The organism is Sphingomonas phyllosphaerae FA2, assembly GCF_000427645.1.
Taxonomy (GTDB): Bacteria; Pseudomonadota; Alphaproteobacteria; order Sphingomonadales; family Sphingomonadaceae; genus Sphingomonas; species Sphingomonas phyllosphaerae.
The window spans coordinates 1,484,604-1,500,644 of the sequence record NZ_KE386571.1 but is presented as its reverse complement, the minus strand read 5'-3'; the positions used below and the strand labels follow the sequence as shown (position 1 = coordinate 1,500,644).

Genomic DNA, 16,041 nt, shown 5'->3' with positions numbered 1-16,041 from the left:
ACGCGCGCTAGCGGGCGGCGCCGTCGACGTCATCCCCTGTGCGATCGGGGAGGATCAGGAAGCACAGCGCCGCGAGCAGCAGCGCCCCGCAGCCGAGCGTCAGCGCGCCCGTATAGCCGCCGGTCAGATCGTGGAGCCGGCCGAAGCCGATGATCCCGACCGCCGTGCCCGACAAAGCGATCGGCATCGCGGTGCCGTAGATCTCGGCATAGGCGCGCAGCCCGAACAATCGCGCGGCGAAGAAGGGCAGCAAGTCGTTCTCGGCGCCGTTCATCAGCCCGGCGAAAAAGACGAGCGCCAGCAGCAACGCCAGCCCCGACGGCGCGAACGCCAAAGCGACGAAAGCAGCGGCGGACAGGATGGCGAACGCCGCCGCGACCGGTTGCGGGCGCAGCCGATCGACGAGCCATCCGACCAGCAGCCGTCCCGCAATTGCGCTGGAGGCGAAGCTGGTGAGCAGCAGCGCGGCTTGCGCCGGGCGCAGTCCTAATTCGAGCCCGATCGGCACGAGCTGGGTCACGAAGCCGGTCGTCGCGGCGTTGATGAGCCAGGCCGAAGCGACCATGATCCAGAAGCGCCGGTCGCGCCGCGCCGCCGCCGCGCTGGTCCCCGGCAAGACGGTGGAGCGCGGATCGGACCGGCTGGGCAACGCCACCGCGCGCAGGCTGAGCACGATCAGCGGCAACGCGAGGAGCGCGGAGCCGCCTGCCAAGGTGACGAACCCCGCGCGCCAGCCGAAGTTAGCGATGGTGGCGCCCAGAAGGGGTGCGGCGACGATCGTTGCCAGCGCCAGCCCCGAGGTGCCGAGCGCCAGCGCCATCCCGCGCCCGCGCACGAAGCGCGCCGCGATCAGCTTGCCATAGGCGAGGCTGCTGGTTCCCGGCAGTGCCAGCACCAGCAGCACGACGCCGAGCTGGTAGCGCCAGATCGCGCGGCCGCCGTGCAATCCCATCGCGGCCAGCCACAGATAGGCGGCGCCGAGCAGCAGCATCGAGGCGATGATGACGGGGCGCACCCCGAAGCGGTCGGCGGCGCGCCCGATCAGCGGGGCGGCGATCGCTCCGCCCAGCGCGAGGCCGGCGGCGGTGGCGATGTCGCCGCGTGACCAGCCGAACGTCGCCTCAAGCCCGGGCGTGAAAAGGCTGGAGAGATTCTGGTACAGCCCCGGTCCGAACCCCGCGCCCAGCATCGCCGCGGTCACCACCGGCCAGCCGCGCCGCCATTCGGTCAGCGTGCGCGGGGTGTCATCGGCAGGAACGGCGAGAGCGGTCAGCGGACGATATCCCAGGCGAGAAAGCGGCGAATCATCGCTCAACGCGGCGGCGGCGAAAATGTTGTGGGCGTAACGACGTCATGTAGTGCCATCCAGGTGGCGTCATCGATCCCGTCGAACAGCGCCCGCTCGGTTCCGGTCATCCATACCTGCCCGAGCGGGGCGAGGCGGGCGAACAAGGCGGCGCGGCGTACGGGATCGAGATGCGCGGCCACCTCGTCGAGCAGCAGCACCGGGGCATGACCCGTCAGGCGTGCGACCAGTTCGGCGTGCGCGAGCACGATCCCGAGCAGCAGCGCCTTTTGCTCCCCGGTTGAGGCAGTAGCGGCGGGGCGTGCCTTGTCGACATGCGTGACGATCAGGTCGGCGCGGTGCGGGCCTACGAGCGTGCGGCCGGCGGCGGCGTCGCGCCCGCGACCGGCGCGGAGCGCGTCGGCCAGCGTCGCGGCGTCGCCGCTCCACCCGTCCAGAGCGATTCGGGCCCGCGCGATCTCTCCGGCGGGCTGGGCGGCGAGCGCGGTGTCGAGCGCGGCGACGGTGCGGCGGCGCGCGGCGTCGAGCGCGGCGCCGTGCTGCGCCATCTGCGCCTCCAGCGCGGCGAGCCAGTCGGGGTCGGGGAGCGGATCGGCGAGCAGCCGGTTGCGGTCGCGCATCGCCGCTTCGTAGCGCGCGCCGTCGCGGGCATGGCCGGGCTCGATCGCCAGCGTCAGCCGATCGAGGAAGCGCCGCCGACCGCCCGCGGCCTCGGTAAACAGCCGGTCCATTGCCGGGGTGAGCCACAGCACCGCTACGCGCTCGGCCAGCGCTGTGGCGGGGGCGGGGGCGCCGTTGATCCGCACCACGCGCCGCTCGGGCGCGGACGCCAGCGCACCGGTGGCGAGCGTTACGCCATCGTCGAGCGTCGCAGCGACCCCGAAGCCACCCGGCCCGCCACTGCGCGCGACATCCGACAAGGCGGCGCGGCGCAGTCCCCGGCCGGGTGCGAGCAGCGACACGGCCTCCAGCACGTTGGTCTTGCCCGCACCGTTCGGGCCGTACAGCACGACGAAGCCGGGCGCAGCTTCGGGTGCGATCGACAGCGCTTCGTGATTGCGGACATCGGTGAGGACGAGGCGGGATAGCATGATGGCGCGACGCTGGTACGGACAAAGCGCGGGGAGGGCGACTGTTTCCTTGCTCGCCCGGCGCGATGGGTAGGCGCGCGCTTGCATCGCGTCGCATCTGCCGCGACACGGCGCGCATGACCGAAAACTCCCATCGCTCCGGCCTGCTTCTCGGCGTGGGCGCCTATGTCTCCTGGGGGCTGCTCCCGCTCTATCTGCATCTGCTGACCGGCGTTCCGGCGTTGCAGGTGCTGGCGCATCGCGTGGTCTGGTCGTTGTTGCTGCTCGCCGCGATCGTGCTCGCGATGCGGCGCGGCCCGGCGATCGTGGCGGCGGCGCGCGGGCGGACCCTGTTGCTGCTGTGCGCGTCCGCCGCGCTGATCGCAGTCAACTGGCTGGTCTATATCTTCGCGGTGCAGAGCGGGCACGTGCTGGAGGCGAGCCTCGGCTATTTCATCAATCCGCTGCTCAACGTCGCGCTGGGGACGATCGTGCTGGGCGAGCGGATCGGCACGGTGCAGAAGGCGGCGGTCGCGGTGGCGGCGATCGGTGTCGCGGTGTTGGCGATCGTCGGGGGCGGGGCGTTGTGGATCTCGCTGACGCTCGCGTTCAGCTTCGGCCTCTACGGGCTGATCCGCAAGGTGGCGGCGATCGATGCGCTGGGCGGGCTGACGGTGGAGACCGCGTTGCTGGTCGGGCCCGCGCTTGCGGTGCTGTGGCTCAGTCCCCAGCCGGTGTTCGGGCGCGGCCACGTCGACCTGCTGCTGGTGTTGGCCGGCGCGGTGACCGCCGCGCCGCTGCTGATGTTCGCCGCGGCGGCGCGGCGGTTGCGGTACTCGACGCTGGGGCTGTTGCAATATCTTGCGCCGACGCTGCAATTCCTGCTGGCGGTGCTGGTGTTCCACGAACCGTTGCGCGGGGTGCATATCATCACCTTCGCGCTGATCTGGTCCGGCTGCGCGCTCTACGCCTTCGGCAGCCGCCCTCGACGCGCTACTCCCTAGGTTCGCGCCGCCCCAGCCATGCGGTGGTCGCGAGGTCCATCGTGACGTTGCCGACGGTGCGAATGATGTCGGGGATCGTCTCGACCGCGACCAGCAGGCCGAGCGGGGCGATCGGGGCGCCGATCGTGCCTGCGATCGGGGCGATCGCGCTCACATAGCTCACCGTTCCGGGCAGGCTGACCGAGCCGAGCGAGGTGAGCGTCGCCACCACCACACCGATCGCGAGCGTCGCGGGCGACAGCGCGACGCCGAACCAGGTCGCCACATAGATCGCCACCGCGAGGTTCATCGCCGGGCCGGTCGCGCGGAAGATCGCGACCGCCAACGGGAGCGTCACGCCCGCGGTGCGTACCGGCACGCCGAGCGTGCGTGCGCCTTCCAGCATCGCGGGCACCGAGGCGAGCGAGGACTGGGTGCTGATCGCCACCGCTTGTGAGGGCAGCGCGGCGCGGGCGAAGTCCAAAAGGTTGAGCCGTGCGCCGGCCCAGGCGACCGGATAGGCGAGCAATGTGACGATCACCCCGACGCTGGCGACGACAAGGATGTAATGCGCGAGCGCGCCAAACGCCCCCGAGCCCGCCCGGGCCCCGACCACCAGCGCCAGCGCGAACACGCCGAGCGGCGCGATCCATAATACCCAGTCGATCACGACCAGCATCGTATCGCGCAGCGCGGTGAAGAAACGGACGAGCAAGGCACGCCCCTCGGGATCGATCCGCGCGATCGCGAAGGCGAAGACAAGCGTGAAGATGATGAGCGACAGAAAGGCGTCACTGGCGGCGGCATGGACGATGTTGGTGGGAACGATGCCGGCGAAGAACTCGCCAAGCGGCGGGACGGTCGGCACCTTGCCCGCGCCGACCAGCGCTGCCCTCAACGCCTGCGCCGAGGAGGCGGGGAGCGGCGCGATCGCGAGGATCAGGGGAGTCGCGACCGCGGCGATCGTCGCCGAGAGGAATAGGAAGGTGACGTAAAGTGCGATGGCGCGCCCGGCGAGCCGCCCGGCGCGTGCCGCCTCGGCGGTCGAGGCGACTCCGGTGACGAGCAGCGATACTACCAGCGGCACGATCGTCATTTGCAAGCCGTGAAGCCATGCCGCGCCGATCGGCTCCGCGACCGCGATCGTGCCGGGGACTGCATCGCGCACGAAGCTGGCAAGCGCGACGCCGCCGGCCAGCCCGATCAGCAGCGACAGCAGGATGCGGGTAGCTTGCGACATGCGGTATCTTCGCCTTTTGCTCGTCCGCGATTATGGGACCTGTCTGGGCCAAGCGAACGGAAGACACGATGGCAAGGAAATATTTCGGCACGGACGGCATTCGCGGCCTGACCAACGCGGGCGCGATGACCGCGGAAATGGCGATGAAGGTCGGGATGGCGGCCGGACGACACTTCCTGCGGGGGCAACACCGCCACCGGGTGGTGATCGGCAAGGACACGCGGCTATCGGGCTATATGCTGGAGAGCGCGTTGCAGGCCGGGTTCACGAGCGTCGGGATGGACGTGACGCTGGTGGGGCCGATGCCGACCCCGGCGGTGGCGATGCTCACCAAGTCGATGCGGGCCGATATGGGGGTGATGATCTCCGCCAGCCACAATCCGTTTTTCGACAATGGTATCAAGCTGTTCGGGCCGGATGGTTACAAATTGTCCGATGAGGACGAACTGGCGATCGAGGCAGCGATCGATGGTGAGGTCGCGCTGGCCCCGGCGGGCGAGATCGGGCGCGCCAAGCGGATCGACGATGCGCGCGGTCGCTATATCCACTTCGCCAAGTCGACCTTTCCCAACGACCTGCGGCTCGACGGGATGAAGGTGGTCGTCGATTGCGCGAACGGCGCCGCCTATCAGGTCGCACCCGAGGCTTTGTGGGAATTGGGCGCGGATCTCGTCCAGATCGGGGTGCAGCCGAACGGTCTGAACATCAACGACAAGATCGGCTCGACCCACCCGGAGGCGCTGTCGGCGGCAGTGACCGAACATCGGGCCGACATCGGCATTGCGCTGGACGGCGACGCCGACCGGCTGATCGTGGTCGACGAAAAGGGCCGGGTGATCGACGGCGACCAGTTGATGGCGACGATCGCCGCCGGCTGGGCGCGTGCCGGGCGGCTGGCGGGCGGCGGGCTGGTCGCGACGGTGATGTCGAACCTCGGACTGGAGCGGCATCTGAAGGCGCAGGGGCTGGGGCTGATCCGCACCGCGGTTGGCGACCGGCATGTGCTCGAGGCGATGCGTCGCCGCGGCTATAACGTCGGCGGCGAACAGTCGGGGCATATCATCCTCAGCGATTACGCGACGACCGGCGACGGGCTGGTAGCGGCGTTGCAGGTGCTGGCGGAGATCTGTCGGGCGGGTGCGCCGGCGAGCGAGGTGCTGCGGCGGTTCGAGCCACTGCCGCAATTGCTGAAGAACGTGCGCTTTTCGGGCGGCAAGCCGCTGGAAACCGAGGCGGTGAAGGCAGTGATCGCCGATGCCGAGGCGGAGTTGGCGGGGCGCGGGCGGTTGGTGATCCGGCCGTCGGGGACCGAGCCGGTGATCCGCGTGATGGCCGAGGGCGACGATCCGGCGCAGGTCGAGCAGGTGGTCGACCGCATCTGCGACGCGGTGCGCGCGGCGGTTTGAGGGGGTGGTGGAGGCTGCTCCACCAACGATAATCCGTCACCCCGGGCTCGACCCGGGGTCCCGCTCCTTCTCACTGTCGTGCCAGAGAAGAAGCGGGGCCCCGGATCAGGTCCGGGGCGACGGAGAGTCAGCGCTCGCTCAAATAGTAACGGTCGGTCGCGTTCAAGTCGGCGTCCAGCTCGTAGACGATCGGCTGGCCGGTGGGGATCTCCAGTCCGGTGATCTCGTCGTCCGAAATCCCCGACAGATGCTTGACCAGCGCGCGGAGCGAATTGCCGTGCGCGGAGATCAGCACGCGCTGCCCGTCCTTGAGCGCGGGGGCGATGCGGCCCTCCCAATAGGGCAGGACGCGCGCGATCGTGTCCTTGAGGCTTTCGGTCGCGGGGACGTCGATCCCGGCGTAGCGGCGGTCGGCCGACGGATCGTAGGTGCTGCCCGCTTCGATCGGCGGCGGCGGCACGTCGAAGCTGCGGCGCCAGATGTGGACCTGTTCGTCGCCGTGCTTGGCGGCGGTCTCGGCCTTGTCGAGCCCGGTCAGCCCGCCGTAATGCCGCTCGTTGAGCCGCCAGTCCTTCTCGACCGGCAGCCACAGCCGCCCCATCGCCTCCAGTGCGAGATTGAGCGTCTTGATCGCGCGGGTCTGCAGCGAGGTGAAGGTCTGGTCGAAGTCCAGCCCCTTGGCGGCCATCAGCTCGCCTGCGGCCCGCGCCTCGGCCGCGCCCTTTTCGGTGACGTCGACGTCCCACCAGCCGGTGAAGCGGTTTTCGAGGTTCCAGGCGGACTGGCCGTGGCGGATCAGGACGAGCGTTGGCAATCGGGTTCTCCCATTCAGAGGATAAGGGTCAGGAACTGGTTATGCGGGCTGGGGCGATAGTCGGCGAAGGCATCGCACGGCACGAAGCCGGCGCTGCGATATAGCGCGACCGCCGGCTGGTGCAGCGCGGCCGTGCCGGTTTCGAGGCTGAGTTGATCATAGCCGCGCGCGCGGGCGGTGGCGATCACGTGATCCAGCAGGGCGCGGCCGACGCCCGTGCCGCGTGCCGCCGGCGCCGCGCGCATCGATTTGATTTCGCCGTGACGCGGCTCAAGCTCTTTCAACGCGACGAACCCGACCAACACGTCGTCGCGCCACGCGGTCCAGAACGTCACCTCGGGCGCGGAAAGCCCCGCCGCGTCGAGCGCGAAGGCGAATTCCGCCATATGGCCCCGCAATTCGGCGAGATGATGCGCGAGGAGGGCGACGACGTGCGGCGCGGCGGGATCGTCCTCCCTGATCTGCATCATGCCTCCCGCTGCTTGTCCGGCGAATGGACCCGATCTAGCGAAAGGCGCGACCGACACAACAGGAGAGCGCCGATGACGATCCGTCGCCGTACCATCGTCTATGACGGACCGGGTGGGCCTTTCGAGGGCGTCTTCGCGTGGGACGATGCGCAGAGCGGCGCGCGCCCCGCGGTGCTCGTGATCCCCAATGTGCTGGGGCAGAAGGAATCGGACAATCTGAAGGCGGAGGCGCTGGCAGCGCTCGGCTATGCCGCATTCGCCTGCGATGTGTTCGGGCAGGGCAAGCGGACGCAACGAGGCGAGGGCGCCAGCCGCTATATGGACGAACTCAACGCTGATCGCGCGTTGCTGCGCGAGCGACTGCGTGCATCGCTGGACGCGCTGACGGCGCAGGGCGAGGTAGATGTCGGGAACGTCGCGGCGATCGGCTTCTGCTTCGGCGGCAAGTGCGTGCTCGATATGGCGCGGGCCGGGTTGCCGATCCGCGGCGGAGTGAGCTTCCATGGCGTGTACGACCGACCCCACTGGCAGAGCGTCGATCCGATCACGGTGCCGTTGCTGATCTGCCACGGCTGGGACGATCCGTTGGGGCCGCCATCGGCAGTTGTCGCGCTGGCCGAGGAATTTACCGCTGCGCGGGCCGACTGGCAGCTTCACGCTTACGGCCACGCCGGTCACGCCTTTACCGATCGCAACATGCCGATCGGGCATGAAGGATTCGGCTATGATGCCAAAGCAGACGCACGCAGCTGGCAAGGCATGTGCGAATTCTTACAAAACGCTTTTGAAAACAAGCCGATCGTTGCCCGCGACAGCTGAATATTGTAGCTCCATTCTCAAGAACGACGCGTAAGGCATTACCGCGAAAGTCGTTTCGAGAGTGAAGTGAAGGCTCGGGAACGTCGGGGTCATGGGGATTACCGTTTATGCGCCGGCACCGACGCCCAATGACGAAGCGGCGCGCGAACGCGCGGTGATCGCGTCCGGCGCGCTCGACGCGCGCGACGACGTCGTGTTGGTGGATCTGGTCGAACAGGCGCGGCAGAAGCTGGGTACCGGCATGGCGGCGGTCTCGATCCTATCGCAAGATTGGGCCTATCTGATCGCGGTGTCCGGCGTCACCTCGCGCACCTACAGTCGCCGCATGTCGCTGTGCGGGCATGCGATCATCACGCCGCGCGACGTCTTTTGCGTCGAGGATGCGCGCGCCGATCCACGCTTCGCGGACAATCCGTTGCTGATCGATGGCGGGCAGGTGCGTTTCTACGCCGGTGCGCCGCTAGTCGACGCCCAGCATATGCCGATCGGTGCCTTCTGCGTCTTCGACCGGACGCCACGTGCCGACTTCGGCGCGTATGAGCAGATGCACCTGAAGCAGATGGCCGATGCCGTCATCGCGCGGCTCACGGTGCGTCGCGCCGCGCGGTCGGAGGGGTAACGACTCAGCCCCCGGCGGCGGCGCGGTGGTGGCGGATCACCTCGTCGATGATGAAGCGCAGAAATTTTTCGGAGAATTCCGGGTCAAGCTCGGCATCCTCGCTCAATTGGCGCAGGCGCGCGATCTGCGCCTCCTCGCGGCCGGGATCGGCAGCGGGTAGCCCGGTTTGCGCCTTGTAGGTGCCGACCGCCTGGGTGATCTTGAAGCGTTCCGCGAGCAGGCAGACCAGCGCCGCATCGATGTTGTCGATGCTCTTGCGATAGCTCTTCAGAACGTCGTCGGTCATCACGGCTTCCCCGTCAAAGCGATAATCGTCATGCAGCCCGCGCTTGCGTTGCGCGCGTGCCTCCCCCTAAGGGCAGGAACAGATGAGCGCTACCTTGCACCGACTTCCCGGGCACACGCCCTCGCTCGATCCGATGATCGGGCTGGTCGCCGCCGACATGGATCACGTCAATGCCGTGATCGTGGAACGGATGCGATCGGAGATTCCGTTGATCCCGGAGCTGGCCGGGCATTTGATTGCGGGCGGGGGCAAGAGGATGCGCCCGATGCTGACGCTCGCGGGCGCGCAGCTGGTCGGATATGATGGCGACCGTCACCATTTGCTCGCCGCGGCGGTGGAGTTCATCCACACCGCGACCTTGCTCCACGACGATGTTGTCGACGGATCGGACCTGCGGCGGGGCAAGCGCACCGCGAACATCATCTGGGGAAATCCCGCCAGCGTGCTGGTCGGCGATTTCCTGTTCTCGCGCTCGTTCGAGCTGATGGTGGCGGGTGGCAACATGCGCGCGCTGGAGATCCTGTCGAACGCTTCGGCGGTGATCGCGGAGGGCGAGGTCAATCAGTTGACCGCGGCGCGGCGCGTCGATCTGCCCGAGGAGCGCTATCTCGACATCATCCACGCCAAGACCGCGGCGCTGTTCGCGGCGGCGTGCCGGATCGCGGCGGTGGTCGCGGAGCGGCCGGCGGCGGAGGAGCAGGCGCTCGATTCGTATGGGCGCAATTTGGGGATCGCGTTCCAGCTGGTCGACGATGCGATCGATTATACCAGCGACGCGGGCACGATGGGCAAGGATGCCGGCGACGACTTCCGCGAGGGCAAGATGACGCTGCCGGTGATCCTCGCCTATGCGCGCGGCGGCGACGAGGAGCGGGCGTTCTGGCGCGACGCGGTCGAGGGGCGGCGCGCGAGCGACGCCGATTTCGCGCATTCGATCGATCTGGTCCGCCGCACTCGTGCAGTCGACGATACGCTGGCGCGGGCGCGGCATTACGGGCAGCGGGCCATCGAGTCGCTGGCGATCTTCGCTGACAGCGCGATCAAGGATGCGATGGTCGAGGCGGTCGAGTTCGCGGTGGCGCGGGCTTATTAATTCGCGTTTTTACGTCGTCATTGCGAGCGTAGCGAAGCAATCCAGGGCGTCCTGATCCGGCTCTGGATTGCTTCGCTACGCTCGCAATGATGGGGGGCGTCCCACCTCGTCGTCCCGGGCCTGACCCGGGACCTCGCTTCTTCTTCGCCCGCGTCGCCAAGAAGCGGGGCCCCGGATCAAGTCCGGGGCGACGGCTCTCAGATCAGTTTTCGTCGCCCATTCGCAGCGCGGCGATGAAGGCCTCCTGCGGGATGCTGACCGAGCCGTACTCGCGCATCTTGAGCTTACCCTTCTTCTGCTTTTCCAGCAGCTTGCGCTTGCGCGTCGCATCGCCGCCGTAGCATTTGGCGGTAACATCCTTGCGCATCGCGCTGATCGTCTCGCGCGCGATCACCTTGCCGCCGATCGCCGCCTGGATCGGAATCTTGAACAAATGGCGCGGGATCAATTCCTTGAGCCGCTCGCACATGCCGCGACCGCGCGTCTCGGCGGTGCCGCGGTGGACGATCATCGAGAGCGCGTCGACCGGCTCCTCGTTGACGAGGATGCTCATCTTGACGAGATCGCCTTCGCGATAGCCGATCTGGTGATAGTCGAAGCTGGCATAGCCCTTCGACAGCGACTTCAGCCGGTCGTAGAAGTCGAAGACGACCTCGTTGAGCGGCAGCTCATACGTCGCCTGAGCACGTCCGCCCACGTAGGTCAGATTCTTCTGAATACCGCGCCGGTCCTGACACAGTTTCAGGATGCTGCCGAGATATTCGTCGGGGACGTAGATCACCGCCTCGATCCAGGGTTCGCTGATCGACTCGATCTTGTTGGGATCGGGCATGTCGGCGGGATTGTGGAGGTCGATCTGTCCCGCGCCGTGTGACAATTCAATCTGATAGACGACGCTCGGCGCGGTGGTGATGAGGTCGAGGTCGTATTCGCGCGTCAGCCGCTCCTGGATGATCTCCAGATGAAGAAGGCCGAGGAAGCCGCAGCGGAAGCCGAAGCCGAGCGCGGCCGAGGTCTCCATCTCGAAACTGAACGACGCATCGTTGAGCCGCAGCTTCGAGATGCTCTCACGAAGTTTCTCGAAGTCGTTGGCATCGACGGGAAAAAGCCCGCAGAATACAACCGGCTGGACTTCCTTGAAGCCCGGCAGCGCCTCGGCGGCGGGGCGCTTGGCGTCGGTCAGCGTGTCGCCGACGCGGGCCTGGGCGACGTCCTTGATCTGGGCGGTGATGAAGCCGATCTCGCCGGGGCCGAGGTCGGTCAGTTGCTCGATTTTCGGGCGGAAGCAGCCGACGCGGTCGATCAGATGCGTCGTTCCGGCCTGCATGAAGGTGACCTGCTGCCCCTTGCGGAGCGTCCCGTCCACCACCCGGACCAAAATCATCACGCCCAAATACGGATCGTACCACGAATCGACGAGCATCGCCTTGAGCGGTGCGTCCGCGTCACCCTTCGGTGCCGGAATCTTCTGCACGATCGCTTCGAGGATGTCGGGGATGCCAATCCCCGACTTTGCGCTGGCGAGCACCGCGTCGGAGGCGTCGATGCCGATCACGTCCTCGATCTCGGCGCGGACCTTTTCGGGTTCGGCGGCGGGCAGGTCGATCTTGTTGATGACCGGCACGATCTCGTGGTCATGCTCGATCGACTGATAGACGTTGGCGAGCGTCTGCGCCTCGACGCCCTGTGCCGCGTCCACCACCAGCAGCGCGCCCTCGCACGCCGCCAGCGACCGCGACACCTCATAGGCGAAGTCGACGTGGCCGGGCGTGTCCATCAGGTTGAGCGTATAGGTCTCACCATCGTGCGCCTTGTAGGAGAGGCGCACGGTCTGCGCCTTGATGGTGATCCCGCGCTCTTTTTCGATCTCCATATTGTCGAGCACCTGCTCGCTCATCTCGCGGTCGGTGAGCCCGCCGGTCGCCTGAATCAGACGATCGGCGAGGGTCGACTTGCCATGATCGATATGGGCGATGATCGAGAAATTGCGGATCGTGTTGAGCGGGGTCGTCATATTCTCGCGCGCCTAGCGCAGCCTTCGCCCGAGCGATAGAGGGCGGACGATTTCGACGGTCGGTCTGCGCGTTACCGACCTGTCAAATGGCGACCTCGTGATGTCACATCCGCCGCCTGCACCGAACCGGCGAGAAAATAGCGCAGGTTATCCGAATTCAGATCGAGCTTCTCAATTTGGTACGCTAGCGTTACAGCTCAAGGACGGGCTTTCGGGGCGGTAAGACGATGAGGCAGCATGTTTTCCGGGCGGCGGCATTGGCCGTGGCGCTTTCCTGGTGCGCAAGCCCCGCAGGGGCGCAGTTCGGCGGATTGAAACTTGGCGATCTTGCGAAGCGGGCCGGGATCACGGCGCCCAGCCTTCGCAAGGAACCGATCTCAACCAGCCTGTCCGACGCCCGCTGGGCCGATCCGACCCAGGACAATTTCGTTCCTCCGTCACCCAAGCGGGAGTTGACGCAGTTGCAGCGGACCGCCGCGGGCGGCTTCGTTCTTCAGGCAGGCTATTATCGCTTTCACGATCAAAGCTATTGCTTACATGCCGGCACCCATGGGCCGGGTGGGGGCGATGGCTATCTCTATGCGCCGCCACTGGGATCCGCCAAAGACGCGGTGATCTCCATCGTTCGGGGCTCGGTCCAGCATCCCGAGATCGACCAGCACGTCATCCAATCGTTGTTATGGGCGATCCTGTCGCGCGCCAAGATCGAAGATCTGGCGGGCGATCAACGGATGGCGGCGGCCCAATTGCTGACCCCGAAGCAGCTTGCCGGGCTGAACCGGAACGTCCTCGACATGCTGTCGGCCGGACCGATTGCTGACAATCTGCCGCGGGAGGTCAGGGCCGTCATGCAGGCCGAGGCCGACCTGCGGCGCATGTTGACCACGCCAGGAACCAGCTTCAGCGAGCTGGAGCGCGTGGCGGTGCTTGCGGGCATGGCCCCGGCTGGGCCGGGCAGCATCGGCGTGCCCACAGGCCGCTGGAGCCACCACCCGGACGGCTACTGGATCCGCTATCTTCCCAACAGCTATTCGAACACCGTCGTCGAAATCTGGGTGCCCGAAGGCGCGCCGGGGATCGGACAGGAATATGATCCGGCCACGCATATCGCGGTTCCGGGCAACACGTCGCGCCAGCGGTTGATCCAGTCCGGTCGACCGTTTCGAAATGATTGAAGCAAGGTCAACGTCCGAACATCGGCCGCGTCCGAGCGTGCCAGCCGCTGCAGATGCGAGGGTGCTGCTGCTGCGTACCTCTGGCGAATGTCGCGAGGTGCATCGGCCGTCGCGGCCCGGTGCTCGACGTGGCGCTCCCGCCGGTTTTGCTGGACGTGCGGAGTCGATACGAGCGGTAGCGATGTCGCCGCTTGTGGTCGACCGACCTGCCCATGCTCTTGACGGCCGGAACCGACAAGCTCGGTCGGATTGAAATCAAAGGGCGGCGCGGATCGCGGTGAGGGCATTGAGATAGCGGCGGGAGCCTTCGCCCTGAATCAGCACCCAGGGGACGCCGCGCCGTTCCAGTTCGCGGCGGGACAGGTCGAAGAAGCGGGTGCGGTCGCGGCGCGAGCCGAACATGCGCGTCCCGTCGTCGACCCACGGCAGGTCAATGTCGAACAGCAGGTAGAGGTCGGCAGTGCCCTGCCAGCGATCGAACCACGGATCGCGCCGCCCGAACATCATGTCCGCCCACACCGCGCTCATCAACGGATCGGTGTCGAGGATCACGGGCCGCGCGCCGCTGTCCACCGCCTTGCGCGCCTTGGCGTCCTGCGTCTGCGCGATGACGACGAGGTCCGACATCGTCAGGTCGATGCCATAGGTCTCGCAATAAGTGCGGCCGAACTCAGCGACGCAGACCGAGTCGAACTGCTGCGCCAACCGGGGCGCCATCGTCGACTTGCCGGTGCTCTCCGGCCCGTGGAGGCAGACGGTGCGCAACGTCATGCCGGCACCATCCGCCAGCTGGTGCCGAGCGCGCGGCGCCAGTCGATCACTCCCCAGATCGCGAGCGCGAGATAGACGAGGTAGAGGCCGGCGAAGGAATAGAGCCCCTTGGCGAGATACAGCGGCACCGACGCCAGATCGACCGCGATCCACAGCCACCAATTCTCGATCGCGCGCCGCGCCATCAGCAGTTGCGCAGCGACGCTGGCAGCGGCGATCCCGGCATCCCACCACGGCAGCGCGGCGTCGGTCAGCCGGTGCATCGCGCTGCCCCATGCCAGCCAGCAGACGAGGATCCCGGCCAGCCACGCGGCGCGCGCGCGGCTATCGAGCGTGCGGACGGGGACGTCGCCGTTGCGGGCCTGCGCGCGCCGCCAGTTGAGCCAGCCGTACAGATTGGCGGCGGCGAAGAAGAGCTGGAGCAGCGCGTCCGAATAGAGTCTGGCACGAAACACCACGAGCCCAAGCAGCGCGACCGAGACGATCGCGGTCGGGAAGGTCCAGATGCTGCGCCGTGCGGCCAGCGCGACACAGGCGATCCCGAGGGCGGTGGCGATCCATTCGGCGAGCGACATCGTCGTGAAACCTAGCCGCGCGACGATGTAAAAACAGCTACGATTCCCCGCTTGCGCTCCGAATTTCCGCTGATATAAGCCGCGCCCTGTCGACGGTACATCCGACCGGCACCCTGGTCGGGGAATAGCTCAGCCTGGTAGAGCACTGCCTTCGGGAGGCAGGGGCCGGAGGTTCGAATCCTCTTTCCCCGACCACTTCATTTGCCGCGGCCGCGTGGCACCATTTTTCCGCTGATGCGTAGGGACGGCTCACCTTCAGGAGCGCGTTTCCGATGAGCGGACCCCGGTTATTCCAGCCAATTGATGTCGGCGGCCTGACGCTCGCCAACCGCATCGTTATCGCGCCGATGTGCCAATATTCGGCTGTCGACGGCGCGATGACCGACTGGCACACGATCCATCTCGGGCACTTGGCGCTGTCGGGTGCAGGCATCCTGACGATCGAGGCGACCGCGGTCGAGCCGATCGGGCGAATCAGCTATGGCGATGTCGGACTGTGGGACGACGCGACCGAGGCGGCGATGGCGCGTGTGCTCGAATCGGTGCGCCGCCATTCGGACATGCCGATCGCGATCCAGCTGGCGCACGCCGGGCGCAAGGCGTCGACTGACCTGCCGTGGAAGGGCGAGCGCCAGATTCCGGCGAACGATCCGCATGGCTGGGAGACGGTCGCGCCGTCGGCCTTGCCCTATGATCCCAAGAATCCGGCGCCGGTGGCGCTCGACCGCGACGGGCTGGCGCGCATCCGCGATGCCTTTGCCGAATCGGCGAAGCGGGCGGCGCGGCTCGGGCTCGACCTGATCCAGATCCACGCGGCGCACGGCTATCTGCTCCACCAGTTCCTGTCGCCGCTCTCCAACCGGCGCGACGATGAATATGGCGGCTCGCTGGAAAACCGGATGCGCTTTCCGCTGGAAGTCTATGATGCGGCGCGCGCGGCGTTCCCGGCGGAGCGGCCGGTGACGGTGCGCGTGTCGGGCAGCGACTGGATCGAGGGCGGCTGGGATGCCGAACAGACCGTCGCCTTCGCCACGGCGCTGGAGGAACGCGGGTGCGCGGCGATCCATGTGTCGAGCGGCGGGCTCGATCCGCGTCAGCAGATCCCGGTCGGGCCAAATTATCAGGTGCCGCTGGCGCGCGCGGTGAAGCAGGCGGTGTCGATCCCGGTCGTCGCGGTCGGGCTGATCACCGAGCCGCAGCAGGCCGAGGCGATCGTCGCGACCGGCGAGGCCGATATGATCGCGCTGGCGCGGACGATCCTCTACGATCCGCGCTGGCCGTGGCACGCCGCCGCCGATCTGGGCGCGCGGGTGAAGGCACCCGATCAGTACCTCCGCTCGCAGCCGCGCCAGTATAAGCATTTGTTCGACGTGGACGGATCAGGGGAGGATTGAGGGCAG

16 protein-coding genes and 1 tRNA gene are annotated in these 16,041 nt (G+C 67.3%); 8 read left to right on the top strand and 9 right to left on the bottom strand.

What is annotated here, in order from left to right:
- Positions 1–7: 7 nt before the first annotated feature.
- A complete protein-coding gene (locus SPHPH_RS0107485) occupies positions 8–1,315 on the bottom strand; it encodes an MFS transporter (RefSeq protein WP_028966146.1) in 1,308 nt (435 codons plus the stop codon).
- The gene (gene recF, locus SPHPH_RS19125; protein ID WP_037488255.1) at positions 1,312–2,397 is read right to left on the bottom strand and encodes a DNA replication/repair protein RecF; all 1,086 of its coding nucleotides are present in this window, start codon (positions 2,395–2,397) and stop codon (positions 1,312–1,314) included. Before recF ends, SPHPH_RS0107485 begins: the two co-directional genes overlap by 4 nt.
- A gap of 116 nt (positions 2,398–2,513) precedes the next feature.
- On the opposite strand from recF, the gene rarD reads away from it, so the two are divergent.
- Positions 2,514–3,380: an EamA family transporter RarD gene (rarD, locus tag SPHPH_RS0107475; protein WP_028966145.1), complete on the top strand. Its 867-nt coding sequence runs from the start codon at positions 2,514–2,516 to the stop codon at positions 3,378–3,380.
- Here rarD and SPHPH_RS0107470 read toward each other — a convergent pair.
- Positions 3,370–4,599: a dicarboxylate/amino acid:cation symporter gene (locus SPHPH_RS0107470; protein ID WP_028966144.1), complete on the bottom strand. Its 1,230-nt coding sequence runs from the start codon at positions 4,597–4,599 to the stop codon at positions 3,370–3,372. The two genes, rarD and SPHPH_RS0107470, sit on opposite strands and share 11 nt — an antisense overlap.
- 68 nt (positions 4,600–4,667) lie before the next feature.
- On the opposite strand from SPHPH_RS0107470, the gene glmM reads away from it, so the two are divergent.
- Positions 4,668–6,005, top strand: a complete 1,338-nt coding sequence (glmM, locus tag SPHPH_RS0107465) for a phosphoglucosamine mutase (RefSeq protein ID WP_028966143.1) — start codon at positions 4,668–4,670, stop codon at positions 6,003–6,005.
- A 127-nt stretch (positions 6,006–6,132) separates the two neighbouring features.
- On the opposite strand, the gene gpmA is transcribed toward glmM, so the two are convergent.
- Together gpmA and SPHPH_RS0107455 are read right to left on the bottom strand one after the other, a co-directional pair.
- A complete protein-coding gene (gene gpmA / locus SPHPH_RS0107460; RefSeq protein ID WP_028966142.1) occupies positions 6,133–6,819 on the bottom strand; it encodes a 2,3-diphosphoglycerate-dependent phosphoglycerate mutase in 687 nt (228 codons plus the stop codon).
- Positions 6,820–6,833: 14 nt separating this feature from the next.
- On the bottom strand, positions 6,834–7,289 hold the full coding sequence (locus tag SPHPH_RS0107455; RefSeq protein WP_238302941.1) for a GNAT family N-acetyltransferase: 456 nt from the start codon (positions 7,287–7,289) through the stop codon (positions 6,834–6,836).
- Between the two features lie 72 nt (positions 7,290–7,361).
- Between SPHPH_RS0107455 and SPHPH_RS0107450 the strand changes: the two genes are divergently transcribed.
- Positions 7,362–8,108 carry a dienelactone hydrolase family protein gene (locus SPHPH_RS0107450; protein ID WP_028966140.1) on the top strand — a complete coding sequence of 249 codons (747 nt, stop codon included), beginning with the start codon at positions 7,362–7,364 and terminating at the stop codon, positions 8,106–8,108.
- Positions 8,109–8,199: 91 nt separating this feature from the next.
- A complete protein-coding gene (locus SPHPH_RS19120) occupies positions 8,200–8,727 on the top strand; it encodes a GAF domain-containing protein (protein WP_051272890.1) in 528 nt (175 codons plus the stop codon).
- Positions 8,728–8,731: 4 nt separating this feature from the next.
- On the opposite strand, the gene SPHPH_RS0107440 is transcribed toward SPHPH_RS19120, so the two are convergent.
- Positions 8,732–9,013, bottom strand: a complete 282-nt coding sequence (locus SPHPH_RS0107440) for a chorismate mutase (protein ID WP_028966139.1) — start codon at positions 9,011–9,013, stop codon at positions 8,732–8,734.
- Positions 9,014–9,095: 82 nt separating this feature from the next.
- Here SPHPH_RS0107440 and SPHPH_RS0107435 point away from each other — a divergent pair, with 82 nt between their 5' ends.
- Positions 9,096–10,106: a polyprenyl synthetase family protein gene (locus SPHPH_RS0107435; protein WP_028966138.1), complete on the top strand. Its 1,011-nt coding sequence runs from the start codon at positions 9,096–9,098 to the stop codon at positions 10,104–10,106.
- Positions 10,107–10,308: 202 nt separating this feature from the next.
- Here SPHPH_RS0107435 and lepA read toward each other — a convergent pair whose 3' ends face one another.
- Positions 10,309–12,120 (bottom strand): translation elongation factor 4, encoded by a 1,812-nt coding sequence (lepA, locus tag SPHPH_RS0107430; protein WP_028966137.1) that lies wholly within the window; start codon positions 12,118–12,120, stop codon positions 10,309–10,311.
- Between the two features lie 227 nt (positions 12,121–12,347).
- On the opposite strand from lepA, the gene SPHPH_RS0107425 reads away from it, so the two are divergent.
- Complete coding sequence (locus SPHPH_RS0107425; protein ID WP_156025877.1) at positions 12,348–13,295, top strand: hypothetical protein; 948 nt, start codon at positions 12,348–12,350, stop codon at positions 13,293–13,295.
- 255 nt (positions 13,296–13,550) lie between these two features.
- Here the strand turns inward: SPHPH_RS0107425 and SPHPH_RS0107420 are convergent, their stop codons facing one another.
- Both SPHPH_RS0107420 and pnuC read right to left on the bottom strand, forming a co-directional pair.
- Positions 13,551–14,066, bottom strand: a complete 516-nt coding sequence (locus SPHPH_RS0107420) for an AAA family ATPase (protein WP_028966135.1) — start codon at positions 14,064–14,066, stop codon at positions 13,551–13,553.
- Entirely contained in the window at positions 14,063–14,641 is a 579-nt protein-coding gene (gene pnuC / locus SPHPH_RS0107415) for a nicotinamide riboside transporter PnuC (protein WP_028966134.1), read from the bottom strand. The genes SPHPH_RS0107420 and pnuC overlap by 4 nt, the downstream gene beginning before the upstream one ends.
- A 118-nt stretch (positions 14,642–14,759) precedes the next feature.
- On the opposite strand from pnuC, the gene SPHPH_RS0107410 reads away from it, so the two are divergent.
- Both SPHPH_RS0107410 and SPHPH_RS0107405 read left to right on the top strand, forming a co-directional pair.
- A tRNA-Pro gene (locus tag SPHPH_RS0107410) sits at positions 14,760–14,836 on the top strand.
- A 77-nt stretch (positions 14,837–14,913) separates the two neighbouring features.
- Positions 14,914–16,035 carry an NADH:flavin oxidoreductase/NADH oxidase gene (locus tag SPHPH_RS0107405; RefSeq protein WP_028966133.1) on the top strand — a complete coding sequence of 374 codons (1,122 nt, stop codon included), beginning with the start codon at positions 14,914–14,916 and terminating at the stop codon, positions 16,033–16,035.
- The last annotated feature ends 6 nt before the right edge of the window (positions 16,036–16,041 follow it).